The 13,473-nt window shown below is 67.0% G+C and carries 8 protein-coding genes; 5 read left to right on the forward strand and 3 right to left on the reverse strand.

The genetic code is table 11. From position 1 onward, the window contains the following. The first annotated feature begins 372 nt into the window (after positions 1–372). The 5 genes from ABZ803_RS24760 to ABZ803_RS24780 all read left to right on the forward strand — a co-directional run bounded on the left by ABZ803_RS24760 (position 373) and on the right by ABZ803_RS24780 (position 5,019). A complete protein-coding gene (locus ABZ803_RS24760) occupies positions 373–2,205 on the forward strand; it encodes a caspase family protein (protein WP_357042578.1) in 1,833 nt (610 codons plus the stop codon). After that, positions 2,202–2,978 (forward strand): hypothetical protein, encoded by a 777-nt coding sequence (locus ABZ803_RS24765; RefSeq protein ID WP_357042581.1) that lies wholly within the window; start codon positions 2,202–2,204, stop codon positions 2,976–2,978. Before ABZ803_RS24760 ends, ABZ803_RS24765 begins: the two co-directional genes overlap by 4 nt. A 387-nt stretch (positions 2,979–3,365) precedes the next feature. After that, the gene (locus tag ABZ803_RS24770) at positions 3,366–3,581 is read left to right on the forward strand and encodes a hypothetical protein (protein WP_357042584.1); all 216 of its coding nucleotides are present in this window, start codon (positions 3,366–3,368) and stop codon (positions 3,579–3,581) included. Continuing rightward, on the forward strand, positions 3,582–4,421 hold the full coding sequence (locus tag ABZ803_RS24775; RefSeq protein WP_357042587.1) for an isochorismatase family cysteine hydrolase: 840 nt from the start codon (positions 3,582–3,584) through the stop codon (positions 4,419–4,421). A 394-nt stretch (positions 4,422–4,815) separates the two neighbouring features. Then, positions 4,816–5,019 (forward strand): cold-shock protein, encoded by a 204-nt coding sequence (locus ABZ803_RS24780; RefSeq protein ID WP_011209970.1) that lies wholly within the window; start codon positions 4,816–4,818, stop codon positions 5,017–5,019. 122 nt (positions 5,020–5,141) lie between these two features. On the opposite strand, the gene ABZ803_RS24785 is transcribed toward ABZ803_RS24780, so the two are convergent. From ABZ803_RS24785 to ABZ803_RS24795, 3 genes are all read right to left on the reverse strand, one after another. Then, positions 5,142–5,555, reverse strand: coding sequence for an alpha/beta hydrolase-fold protein (locus tag ABZ803_RS24785; protein WP_357042591.1), 414 nt, complete (start codon positions 5,553–5,555; stop codon positions 5,142–5,144). A gap of 257 nt (positions 5,556–5,812) precedes the next feature. After that, positions 5,813–12,058, reverse strand: a complete 6,246-nt coding sequence (gene mobF / locus ABZ803_RS24790) for a MobF family relaxase (protein WP_357042594.1) — start codon at positions 12,056–12,058, stop codon at positions 5,813–5,815. Positions 12,059–12,510: 452 nt separating this feature from the next. Further along, entirely contained in the window at positions 12,511–13,239 is a 729-nt protein-coding gene (locus tag ABZ803_RS24795) for a hypothetical protein (protein ID WP_357042597.1), read from the reverse strand. Positions 13,240–13,473 lie beyond the last annotated feature (234 nt).

Genomic DNA, 13,473 nt, shown 5'->3' on the forward strand with positions numbered 1-13,473 from the left:
GCAGCGGCCGACGTGGCCGCTGAAAGTTCTCGGTCCTGGGCTGTTCATGGTCGGATCGACCACCCGCACACGTGACCAGAACGACAAGATCAGGCCGCAGCTCGTCCTCGGCGGTGAGCGGCCCGCGCCGACGCGCTGAAGTTGGCTTCGGGCCGAGCGCGGCGAAGTCGCGCACCGCGACCGCGCCACCGAGCAGCCGCACACTCCGGACAGCGACTGTTATGGCGCGTCACCGCAGCGACAAGGTTCTGGCACCGAGAAAGAGCCCGCGATGCGGGCTCGCTGATGACCGTTTCTGGCCTGCGCCGCCATCCCCATAGCGAGCTACCCTGAAGTCCTTGCGCTGGAGAGTAATCGACTAGAACTGATGCGGTGACAGGACCATTGGCGGGGTACCGGCGCGCCGCGGTATGTATCGGCGTCGATCGTGTGGCTGGGCTGCAACCACTCCGGGCGGCTGCAGCCGGGGCAACGGCAGTAGCGGACTGGGCGCGGTCGCAGGGGTGCGATGTCACGCTTCTGACCGACGGCGCTGGGAGTTCGGTGAGTCGTCGTGATGTTTTCGAATCCGTTCGCGCGGTGGTCGAACAGCGAATCTACGACCAGCTGATCGTCTACTTCGCTGGGCATGGGTTGCTCATGTCGCCGGGCGCGGAGGTCTGGTTGCTGTCCGATGCCGCCTCTGACAGTACGGAGGCGGTCAATATGCTCCTCACCGCCGAGCACGCGCGATTGGCGGGTATCCCGCATGTGGTGCTGATCTCCGACGCATGCCGCACCTACGTCAGTGGACCACCGTTCTATGGGCTGACCGGGGCAAGCGTTTTCCCGCTTCCTGCCCACGAAGTCGGTGTCGCCGAACTCGACATCTACTTCGGCACCGCGCCGGGCAACCCCGCCTACGAGGTGCGCTCTGCCTCGCGACCGGGGTACGGGATCTTCACGCATTGTCTGCTCGATGTCCTCGGCGCGCCGCCGCGTGACATCGTCGAATATGTCTCCGCCAGTGCCCATCCAGCGTTTGGTGCTGCGTCTGCCAATCACGGCTCCTCGGCCGCGGGCGTTGCCGTGGTGACCTCGCGTGCCCTGAAGCCGCCGCTGATCACAGCTGTCATCGATCACGCCGCTCGCATCGATCCTCTGCTTGACCAGCGACCGGACATCAGGGTCGAAACCGCCCTGCCGCAGTTCCTCGCAACCGTCGAGAAGACTGGATCCCTTCCCAGCAGGCCTGCGCCCAGCACGAGCAAGCAGGCGACCTCGCGCGCATTGGACGTCATCACACGGTTGTCTGGTCGTCGGGGAAGAGCACCATGGCGATCGCGCGAGCACGAGACCGACGCGCGGATACGCCGGCTTGCCGGCCGGCTGCGTGATCCTGCCGCGGACCTCTCGGCACCGATTGATCCCTCTCACGCGTGGGTCGCAATTCGGGGTACGCAACTTCGGCACGTGACAGCAGTGGGTTGGGAGATCTCCGACCAACAGCAACGGACCGATCTGCATCGGTGGGAGTTCGTTCCAGCCGGCCGCTACGGCTTTGCGACCAGCGCAGTTCTGCAATTCGACAACGAGACCGGAACGGTCGTACCTCTTGTACCGGGTACAGTGGCCACTGTTGTCGTGGACGGTGGTCGCGTCACGGCAATGAACTACACCACCGTCACTTCCGGACGTGAAAATCTCGGCCTCAGACGTATGCTCGAGGACTCGCGGGAAAGACTCGCTGTCGTCACTGACGCTGCACAGAACGGCGACATGGCTCCCGCGCTGCAACGGCCCGCTCCCGAAAGAGATCCCAGGCGCAGTCTGGGACGCTCTCACAACCACACGACCGATTTCCTGGTTCACGACATGCTGGAAGCGTATGCGGCGTCCGAGCAAGGAAAGTTCGATGCGGACTTGATCCGCTTGGCTCTAGGCGATCGCATCGTCAGCTTCGACCTTGCACTGCTGGCGAGTCGACCGTCGGCCACGGGCGGTCGATCCCTTTCCTCGCCCTCGATCATTTTCAGCGAACACATTGTTCATCCGTTCACGCCCTTGATGACCAGAGGCTGGCTACTACTCGGGGACAATCCGGCACCGGCACGCCCGTATCACCGGCAACTGGCACGCCATCTCATACCGGCCCTCTACACCACCTTCGACACCGAAGGCGTTGACATCGCGCTCGATATCCTGCTGGGAGGAGCCGACTCATGAGACTCGTGTTCGTGCACGGTCGATCACAACAACGCAAGGACCCTGCCGTGCTGCGCGCGGAGTGGCTCGACGCACTGGGCATCGGTTTCCAGCGCGGTGGAGTGCACGCCTCGACTACCGAGATCAGACTCGCCTATTACGGCGATCTACTCGCCGACCTGGTAGATCGTGTCGAGCAGCACCTGCCGCCCGACATCGCCGCACGCGCAGCGGGCAGCGGCCCGCCGTCCTACGCGTCGACCCAGCGGGCGATTCTGCACGAACTGATAACCGGGGCGGGTATCTCCGATGCCCAGGTCGCTGCTGAGCTCAGTGATGCTCAGGCCCGTGACCCCCAGAACTGGGGGTGGGTGCTCGCGGCGGTGCGCGCCTTGTCCCGGATCCCTGGGCTGGACGCCCGGTTGATCGACTCCTGGCTTCGGGACGTGTCGCTGTATGTGACCAACGCCGCCGTGCAAAGAGCGGTCGACCAAGTCGTGACCGCTGAACTCGACACCACACCATTCGTGCTGGTCGCGCACTCGCTCGGCACAGTGGTCTCCTACAACGTGCTCCGGTCACAGCAGGACACCACACCCTGCCGCGGCCTGGTTACCCTTGGTTCCCGCTGGGAATCGCCGCGATCCGCAACCGGCTCCGACCCCCGGTCACATATCCACCCCATGTCGCGAGCTGGTTCAACGCCTACGACAAAGCCGACATCGTGGCACTGCGCCCCCTCGATCAGCGTCACTTCCCGACCGATCCGGCCATCGAAAACTACCCGGACGTAACCAACTTCACCTCCAACCGACATGGCATTGCCGGCTACCTGGCCGACCCGACGGTCGCAACCAGAATCGCCATGCTGCTGGTTACCGAATGATCAGTTGACGCGGTCGCCAGGGACATGCTGCGCGTGCTCGTGCAGGCCCGGCCATCGACCACACCCCACTCGTGTCACAACTCCAAACCATCTGTCGGCGCGGCTTCGCCCGTCCGCTCCGGGGCGGTGATGTCTGTTGGTTCCGGCGCGTGGTCGTTCGATCGGCGACTCGCCTCTTCGCTGTCACGCTCGGCTTTCGGGGAGCACTGTGCGGCGGCGTTGTTCGGCGTGGAGCCTGGTCGGGAGGCCTGGTCTCGTTGACTGCGGTAGCAGCCAGTGGTGAGAACCGCACGGGGTGGGCGAGATCCTCGTCCCTGCGCTCGGACGGGCCCGCGACGAGTTCGGCATCGCGGCGGGCGTCCTCGGCTGTGTGCCGTGCAGCAACGCCTGCTTCGATCAGCTGCTGTTTGGTGCGTCGCAGTGCGTCGAGGGTGGTCTCGAGGCGCATGGGGTCGCTGGTGGCGATGCGTTACGTCCGCGCGGCGGCGATCTGGCGGCTGATGCTGTGTAGTTGCTTGCTCAGGTCCTCGGCGGCAGTAGCAGACGGATTTCGGCGGCGTGGAGGTGGAAAACCGGCCCGGGCCAGGCGAACCGCCGCGCAGTGATGCGGGCAGGTCCTACGCTGACTTGTCCGAGGATCAGTTGGGTTCGTCAGTTGGGGGAGCCATTGTCCGACACTGCGTTGTTGCTGATCGACCTGCAGAACAGCTATCTCGTCCAAGACGTCCGCGATGCGCTGGGCTGGCCGCCGATCTGGCGGTTGGACCAAGTGGTAACCGAGTGTCGTGAACTGGCCGAATCTGCCCGCTCGATGAGCGTCCCGGTGGTGTATTCCCGTCAACTTCCCAGCCCGGCGGGGTCGTTGGCGCTGAATCCTCGCTCCGCCCGGCATCGACGCTTGCGCGCCCCGCTGTTGCCGCGCCTGACGGCCGAGGATCGGCGCTGGCGATCACAGATCATCGATGCCGTGGCACCGCAGCCGAATGACCTGGTACTCGACAAAACCCGGCACAGCTTCTTCGCATACACCGAACTTGATCCGATCCTGCGCAGTATGGGCGTCCGTCGGCTGATCGTCGCCGGACTGCAGACCAATGTGTGTGTCGAGGCGACCGTCAGGGCAGGTCTGGAACGCAATTTCGAGGTTGCCGTCGCCGAGGACTCGGTCAGCACCGATGGACCCGCCCTGCATGTCGCGGCGCTCAATGCGATGCGGGTGCTCTACGTCGAAGTCGCTCCCTGGCGCGAACTCATCGTTCCCGGCGCGGCATGGGATCTGGCGTACCGGACACCGAACTACGGGCGCGATCCCGACTACTGGTCTGACCCGAACATGCCCATGCCCCGGTAGCCGCCAACTCGCATTCGGCATCCATGAACCACCGCGCATCCAGGGCACGGTCAGCGATCAGCGGCGTGGTGTTCGAGTCCGAGTCGAATTCGGCAGGATGCCGCAGCGCCGCGACGCCGTTTCGGCATGGCGCAGCAAGACGAGTAGACCCCGGCGTACCCGAGCGTGAGGATTTCGAGTACTGGATCGCGGATTCAAGGCGATGTCCGAGCCCGCATCCGCGCCTCGTCGGAGGTGCGCAGAAGGCACCTCAGAGACGACGCGCGATCAGTGACGCTGCCTACAGTCTCGAGCCGTGGACGTGCGAGTCTTCCAGGTGTGGCATAGTGGGACACGAGACCGGGCTCATCGAAGTGATCTGCGCGGCTCACCTACAGAAAAGAATTAGTACAGCATGGCTCAAGGCAGCGTGAAGTGGTTCAACGGCGAAAAAGGCTTCGGCTTTATCGCTCAAGACGGAGGCGGTCCTGACGTCTTCGTGCATTACTCGGCCATTGGTGGCTCGGGTTTCAAGACCCTCGATGAGGGTCAGCGTGTGGAGTTCGAGATCGGGCAGGGCCAGAAGGGTCCGCAGGCTCAGGACGTCCGCGCTATCTGACCCAGCGTGACTTGCAGGCTCCGCACCGAAACGGTGCGGAGCCTTTCTCGTTTCAGCCGCTCGGCTACCGTTGGTCGACACCGGAGGCGGGGACGGATCTGCTCTAACGCACGCGGGCGGGCCTATCGCGCGGAGCGCGCGTTCGTGGCCCCGAGGGCGGCAGCGAACAGAGGCCAGGAGTTGTGCAGGCCCTGCTGCCAGTAAACCCAGGAGTGGGTGCCGACGCCGCGGAAGTCGCATGCCGCGGGGATATCCAACTCCTGCAATCTTTTTCGCAGGTCGTGCGCGCCCTGGTTGGTGATGGCTTCGAGGACACCACCACTGACGATCTGGCTGATCAGCTTGCCGTCGATGCCCGGACCGTCGGATGTGTCCAGCGCTCCTGGTGTGCCGGTGCCGGTGGAGACGTAGAGGGTGGTGCCGCGGAGTTGTTCGGCATGGAGGTAGCGGTCGTTGGCGGCCCATTGGGGGTCGGTGGGCGGCCCCCACATGTTGAGGGTGTTGCCGCGCCATCGTGTGTCAGCGGCGGTGACCACGGTTGGCCTTGCGGATCGTTGGTGCGTACACATCCGCTGTAGCAGCCGTTGGCTTTTGGCGTCTACGGCACGACGGCCGGGCTCGCGGCGACTGCGGGGCCGGTACTCGGAGGCGCGCTCATCGCTTCCGACTGGGCGTGCAGAGGCGGGCTGGTGCGGGGTGGCACCTGCGGTCGATGTGGGTCGTCGGGAATCGACGCAAGGTGCGGTCGCCAGGGGGTGCTCGTGCGGACCCGGCCATTGACTACCTTCTCATCTCACAATTCCAAGCCGTCAGCCGGTGCGGGATGCTGCGGTTCGCCCGTGCGCTCGGGGGCGGTGATGTCTGTCGGTCGCGGCGCGCGTTCGGTCGAGCGGCGGTGGGCCTGTTCGCGGTCACGTTCGGTGTCGGAGAGGGATGCGCGGCGGCGTTGTTCGGCGCGCATCCGGTCGAGTTGCTGTTGCCAGTGTCGGTGGTCGGGAGAAGTAGTGGTCTCTCCGACCGGGGTGGTAGCCGGTGATGAGAACTTTTCGGGGTGGGCGAGGATGTCGTCCCAGTCCTCGGGCGGGCCAGCGAGGAGTTCTGCGTCGCGGAGGGCATTCTCGGCGGTGCGTTTCGCTGCCGCGCGGTCGGTGACCAGGCGCTGCTTTTCCTGACTCAGCGTTTCGCGATTTTCTTGAAGTTGGCGGGCAGTGTCTTTGGCTGCCGCGGCCGCGGTGCGGGCTTGCGAAATCTGCTGGGCGGAGGCACGGGTCTTCTTCGGGTCCTGTGTCAGCCAGGTGAGAGTTGCTTCCAGCCGCTGTGCGGTGTGCGTGGTGGACACGATGTCGGCGCGGTTGCGGGCGATCTTTCGGCTCAGCGTGCTCAGTTCGGCGTTGAGTTGATCAAGGGTGGCAGCGGTGGCGCGGGCGTGGGTGATCGCGGCCTCGATGCCGCGGTAGCGGTCGCTGGCTGCGTTGGGAAGTGCTCCCGCTGGGAGGGTTTCCGCTGCATTCATGTTGGCGCTCAACGCGATCTGACGGCGGATGTGCTGGATGCGGTCGCTCAATTCCGTATCCGACAGGGCACGCAGCGAGTCGGTTGCTTCGGCACGGGCGTGTTCGGCTTCGGTGTTGAGTCCCTGGTCGATCACCCAGGTGCGGATACGGTGGCGGTGAGCGAGAGGGACGCGGCGCCAGTCGCGGTGCAGGAACGCCAACGCGTCCGGCGCGGGCCGGGTTGCGGCGACGTGCGCGCACCTGGCCTCGATGTAGCGGTCGGGGTCGTGGGCAGGAATGCCGCGCACGCCCTGATCACGGCAATCACTGCACAGCCCGTCGTCGGGTTCGGTGTCTCCGGTGACGGGATCGAAGGCCGGTTGGTCGATGAGGGGGCGTTCGAATCCGCAGCCGACGCACGGCAGATCCCGCTGTGGTTCCAGCAGCGCATTCAGGTGCTCATCCCGGCCGGGGTTTTCGTTGCGGTGGCGGGTGCGGCTCGGGTCGGTGTCGTCATCGAATCGGTCATGGTCATCGCTTCGGTGCAGCGTGGGCCGATGGCCAGGGCGGTCGTCGCTATCCACGATCCGAACCGATCTCACGGTCCGGCCTGATGTGCGGGGAAGGTGTTCGTCGTCGCGGGTTCGGTCATCGGCGTCGGGTTGGATGATGTAGTCGATGTCGCGGGTGGTGTAGTTGAAGACGAGATCGGATTCCCCCTGCTGCTGATCGGCTGGAACGCGGCGGGCGGGGTCGATCCATCGGCGGGTGTTTCGGCGGTACTGGGGGTGGCGGGTGCTGTTATCGCGGCGAAAGATCCCAGGGTCGGTGTCGGGGATGCAGGCGCGGATGAGGTCGGCGCGGTCAGGGAATTGTGTGGCGGCGTGTTCCAGGCGTGCGCGGGCGACGGGGAAGGCGTAGCGGCGCAGAGTTTCCTCCACCCGTTGCAGGGTGTCGCGTTCCAGCGGGCTGGCATCCTCAGTGATCCGGGCGATGGCTTCAGCCGCGGAAGTGACCTGTCCGGCTTTGAACAGCTCGGCGACCGCGCGGACCTGCGCGGCCAGCGGCACACGCTCGCGAGGCGCGGTGGCCGGGGTAGAGCTGTCCGGCGGATGCGCGGCGGCGGGATCGGTCACTGGCTGGGGTGCGAGGTCGTCCATGGTGGGCTCCGGAGGCGCGGACAGGGTTTCGGCGATGTGGTCGGGGACCGGGGGGATGTCGGGTTCTGTGGCGGGGTATTCGCCGAGGTCGGGGGCGTCGGTGTAGGGAGGTGGGTCGGGGTAGGTGGGGTCGGCGCGGGTGAGGGCGTCGATGCGCCAGGCCAGGGCGGTGGCGAACTGGTCGGGGCGGAGCCGGTCGCGGTGGTCGGTGCGGCCGCCGACGAGTAGTTCGCTGGCGACTTCGAGTAGTTCGCGAGCGCTCCACCCGGATTCGGCGGCGCGGTCGATGGCGGCGACGACTTTCGGCCAGGCGGGGTCGGCCAGGATCCGGTCAGCGGCGGTGTCGCCGAGCACCGCCCGCAGTTCTGGTGTCCACGCCGGCGTCAGGGGTGTGTCGGGGTGAGGGGTGTCCAGGGCGCTGGGCCCGAGGGTGATGCGGGACCACAGCACAGCGGCGGGCATCTCATGGGGCAGCGGGCGTGCCGCGGCGGCGGTGTCCAGCAGTGCGGGGACGTCGATGCCGGCGCGGTCAGCGGTGTCGAGCCGTTCGGCGAGGAGGGGCCAGAACGGGTCGTCGGTGACGCCGACGGCGATGCGTTTCGCGGTCGCGGACCACTTGTTGGTGGCGAGGTTGACATCGCCGATCGCCTCGGCCGCGCGGGCGGTGAGCAGCTCGTGGTGGTGTCGTTCGGCGGCGACGAACCGGGACGGTCCGGCGGGGCGGCGGTCGAGATCATCGACATGCGCCGCGGCCCGCCACACCGCGAGATCACCCAGCAATCCAGGGTCGGCGCCGACGAGCGGACGCGCCCACAGCGGTGCGCTGGCCGGGGTGAAACCGCCAGCCGCCGCGCGGATTTTCTCGGCGAGTTCGGTGATGACCCGGGCGCGGGCGGCTAGGAACCCCCCGACATCCGGGTCGCTGCGCAGCCGCTCCGGGATGCCAGGGATCCACGGCAGCGGGCCCGGTGGCGCGGAGTGGGCGCCGGAGGCGTCCAGCCGCCAATCCAGTACCGCGGCGACATCGTCGGCGGAGCCGAGTTCGCGGGCTTTGATCGCGGCGGCGAGTTCGGCGATGGCGTCGCGGCCGGCCAGCAGCAGCCGACCCAGATGCTGACGCAACACCCCGTAGCCGGGGCTGCGGGCCAAACCTGGCCACAGCCTGTCGGCGTCGTGGTCGATGCGCGCCAACACCGACGGGCCGAGGACGTGATCGATGGCGACGGCCAGGGCGTCGAGGTAGATGTCGGTGGCGCGCCCGAGCCGCCGCCACGGGTCGAGCGCGTCTCGCAGTTCGGTGTGGGCGGATTTGTCGGTGTCGGCGCGACCGAGGATGCGGGTGAGGATCTCGAGGCCGGTGCGGGGCAAGACCGCTTCTTCGGTCCAGAACGAGGGTTCGTCGCCGTCGACGGTGGTGGTGAGATACAGGTGGTTTCCCGCGCGGCCGCGGGTGACCGCGACATACAGTTGCGGGCGAGTCTCGTGGCCGGTCAGCGCGGTGTGGCAGGTGTCGGCGGTGATGCCCTGAGCGGAGCCGATCGTGGCGGCGTACCCCAACCGCACGTGAGCGGCGACGTAGTCGCCTGGTAACCACACCGTCTCGCCGAGCTGCCGGTGTTCGAGCAACTGCACCGCGCTCAGCGAGCCGTCCGCGTGCACGTGGGTGACGATCCACCGGTAGCCGTTGCGGACATAGTCGTCGTCGCCCACGGTGATGCGGGGGTTGTTGAGTCCGGTGCGGATCGTGTCACCCACCGACGCGTGCAAGGTGTCGGCCAATTCCACCTGCGCGCCCGCCGCTTCGCCGGCGAGGCGGTGAGCGCGGGCGAGCCGGTTGAGGTCGGTGACTACCGCGTGGTTGGCGGCGAGCATAACGCTGTCGCGTCCGGCGGTGTGGTCGGCCAGCCAGCCGGTGAACGCGGCGTCGGCGACGGCGGCGGGGCTGCCGACATGGATGCGGCCGTGGTCGAGGTAATAGGCCAAGCCGGCCGGGTCACCTTCGCGCAGCAGCAGGCTGGCCTCGCCTTCGGCGTCGTCGGCGAAACGCACGATGTGGGTGAGGGTTTGGGTGCTGGGCCCGGCGGCGTGGATCATGTCCTGCACCGCGCCCCCGGCATCGATCGCGGGCAGCTGCTCGGTGTCACCGACCAACCGGATCGTCGCTTTGCGTGAGCGCAGGAACATCAACAACCGCAGCCGGGCGGCGTCGGCGATCTGCACGTGTTCATCGACGATGACCAGCGTGCGGTCATCGATATCCAGAACCCACTGCGGCAGCGACGGCGGCAGCCGGTCGGATTCGAACAGAAACCGCTCACGAGTCGGGGTGTGACGCGACAGGACGTGCAGCAGTTTGTCGACCGTCTCCACCCGCACCCGAATATCTCCGGCCAAGACGGCGGCCGCCCGCGCGGTCGGCGCCAGCCCCAGCACGGTGCCCCCGCTGGCCAGCCAGGCGCCGGTCAGCACCCGCATCGCCGTGGTCTTGCCCGACCCCGCAGGCGCGTTGGCCATCTGCACCCCGGCACCGGAGGTCGCGAACGCACGGACCGTCGCCAACTGGCCCTCGTTCAACCGCCGCTGCCGATTGGCGGGATCCGCACTGAACACCGCGATCGCCGCATCCACCAACGCCGGGGGAACCGCGCGGCCATCGCGGGTTTGGGCCATTTCGATCAGATCCGCTTCGCCGGCAAGCACCTTCGGTGCGGTGTAGAGCTGGGCGTCGGCGGTGTTGTAGACCGAGTGGCCGTCCGCGCGGCGGAACAACCCCGGCACCACCGCGAGTTCGGGATGGGCGGCCACGTCCGGGTCGCCGCGCGCGACCGACCGCGTCGGGGCGAGCGCTTGTTCCTCGATCGCGGCGCCGACACGTGCCCACTGTGCGAGCGGCACCACACCGCGTATGACCCGTTCGACTTCGGCGCGCACATGCGCGCGCCGCCACACCGACCGCTGCGCCGACACCGTCGCGATCACCCGGTCTGCGCACCGAGATATCCAGGCTGCGTCGACCACCGGCCGCACCGGCGCGCCCGGATGCAACGCGGCCGCGATCATCACCGCCAACCCAGCCGGCCCGCCGAGCACCGCCAGGGCTTGACGCCGCCACGCCGCGCGTTGTTCGGCCAAAGACCGCGCCGCCGGTTTGGGTCCGCGGGTATCGAGGATCGCGCGCTGCACCAGCTGATACATCTCCACCGGCAACGGTTCGCGCCCGTAGGTCGCCTGATGTTCGATGGTCAGCTCACCCAGCCGCGCGGTGATCGCGGCATCCCGCTGGGACCAGTGCTCGTTCAACGCCGGGTCCACCCCGACGATCTCCCGGATCGGGCGCTTCCCTGGATCCAGGCCCGCGCGTTCGGCGAACCGCAATCCCAGCAGCCGCTCCAGATGCACTTCCAAGCGGGTGTTGTAGATCTCAGAGGCGGTGACCGCCGCACGGTAGAACACCGCGCCATCCAGCGTGCGCCACTGCCCATCGGCGGCACGAACCTTGTTGGCGCACACCACATGTGAGTGCAGATCCGGGTCACCGGCACGTGATTCGCGGTGATCGAACACCGCGGCGATCAGCCCGTCGACCTCGACCTGGCGCACCCCGTTGCGGCCGATCCGAGTGAAGGTGGCGTGCTGCTCGAGGTAGCGCATGGCGTCACAGACAGCGAGGTGATGGGCCTGCTCGATCAGTTTCGACACGTCACGGGGCGCGACCGCCCACAGCGTCGATACCGACTTCACCGGCGAGAACGTCCAATCGAAACCCGCCACCGCCGTGGTGTGCAGGCGCGAATTACGCGCCACCCATCCCGACAGCTCCCGGGCATCCAATGGAGGGCGCGCGAAGGTCGCGATGAACATCTCCCGCGCCACGGCGGTACGGATCGCGGCCCGCTCCTGGTCCGGAATAGGCGCATAACGAGGAAGCCCGCGGCTGGTGTTGTAGTCGTTGAACGCGACCGCGCACCGTTTGCGGTACTCACTGGCGCCGTTGTAGATCCGGAACGGCGCACCCAACCTCGACGCCTGCGCCGCCGCCCGCTTCGCGTCCTTGCGTTTCGCGCCCCGGCGGATCTCCTCGGCGATCACCGCGGCTTCGATGGTATCGGCCTGTGGGTGGCGACCCAGCCCCAGCAGCGCCTTCATCTGCGACTCGGTCACCACGTCCTCGGCCCGAACCGCCGAGCCTTCCACCACCATGCCCCGGTAATGGACGGCCAACGAGGCCAGCCCCGCACCGAACCATCGCCCCGGCGATTCACCGCGCGCGGAGTAATAGTCCGCCAAGCTCGAACGCCCCCGCTCGGCCGCATCATGCGCCGCGACATGCCGCAGGTAGTACTGGTAGCCGTCGCCAGCGCTGATCTTGGCGAGGGTGACGGTCACCCCTCCATGACAGAACCCACTATGCTCTGTCGGCCAGCCGTTTCGGTGATGCAAACGGCATTAACGCATTCCAGCAATACATCCCCGTTATGAAAAAGTTATCCGGGATGCAAGAGGTATGACGGGCGAAATGGAGAAGAGAAGGGGGAGAAGGCTGTCAGGGGATGGAAGGAAAAAGGGGGGCTTAAAAGATAATCAGGGGAACAGTAGATGCGAGGAGGGCGTTCGTTGGATGCGCGGTGCTCAGGCGCATTGGTCGGCAGGTGACGTGAGCGGATGACAGCGCGAAGCGGTCGAGTTCACCCCTGCCGTCCGCTCGCCGCGCGACCTGTCGGCACGCCGTGGCGATCCGCTGACCGAGCGGATCGCCACGGCATGAGCGGCAGCGGTGTGCTCCACACGTGGAGCACACCTGACTGCTTCCGGCGCAGAACGGCGATCGAGATGGTTTCTCAGGCCGCGGTCTTGGGCGGTGTGAGGAGATTCTGTTCGCCGAGCTTGGTGGCGATGAAGTCGAGGACCGCGTCGCGGTATCGCGCCCCGTCGAACTCGCCGAGGCGAGTCAAGGGTGCGGTGATGGTGCTGGGTCCCCAGCCGGGGATGTCCACCGTGACCTCCGCGGTTTCTGGCGGGAGGTACTCCGACAGGCCGATAGCGCGGATGGACGCTTCCAAATCTCGGCAGTAATCCAACTGTTCGACGCCCACCTTGAGGATGGACCGGACCAACTCACGGCGTGAGGAGTCGACCTCGGTCGAACCGGCCTTCGGGTAGGGCGTGTCGATGCCGCCCCACTCTGCGAGCACCGCATCGACGTCGATCGCGCGGGACTCCCTCTCCACGGCCTCGGCGACGACGTCCCCACCGTAGACCAGGCCCATGTACTCCCTCACGGCCGAGTTGAGCTGCCGCTCGACCGTCTCGCCGACCTCATACCGGTTCGGGATCCCGTCGACCGCATACAGCTTGAACTCAGCCTGCTGCGGCAGCCTCTCCAGGAACCTCGACAGATCGACTGTAAACGGCAGCTCACGACTCGGCATGTACTCGCGCAGCCCCACCCCATCGAACAACCGCTGGACCCTGCTCTCGTTGCTGCGGTACTGCCGCCACCGGAGGGTGCGGGCGACGATGATCTGCTTGTCGGTTTCGATGGTCGGGACGGTCTTTTCGATGGTCACTGATGGTTCACTTCCTGGCCTCAACGGCCACGGTTTCGGGGGGTGTACCGGTCTGGCACACTCCGCAGGCCACAGACTCGGAAGCCTGTGGCCTGCGGGACGTGTCAGAGCACTGGTGGGTGGTCCGCCCATGCGGGACGGCGATGGGAATCGGCATGCCGAGCGGGGCTCCGCGGCCGGGATTCGGCCTCGCGATGGCGAGAGCGGCGTGTCGGCGGGAGGGGCCGACGTCGG

Origin of the sequence: Nocardia sp. NPDC047648 (assembly GCF_040642815.1) — a bacterium.
GTDB classification, from domain to species: Bacteria; Actinomycetota; Actinomycetes; order Mycobacteriales; family Mycobacteriaceae; genus Nocardia; species Nocardia gamkensis.

Excerpts from the sequence above, each read along its gene's own strand:
- ABZ803_RS24765 (WP_357042581.1), top strand. The coding sequence starts at position 2,202 with ATGAGACTCGTGTTCGTGCACGGTCGATCACAACAACGCAAGGACCCT.
- ABZ803_RS24780 (WP_011209970.1), top strand. The coding sequence starts at position 4,816 with ATGGCTCAAGGCAGCGTGAAGTGGTTCAACGGCGAAAAAGGCTTCGGC.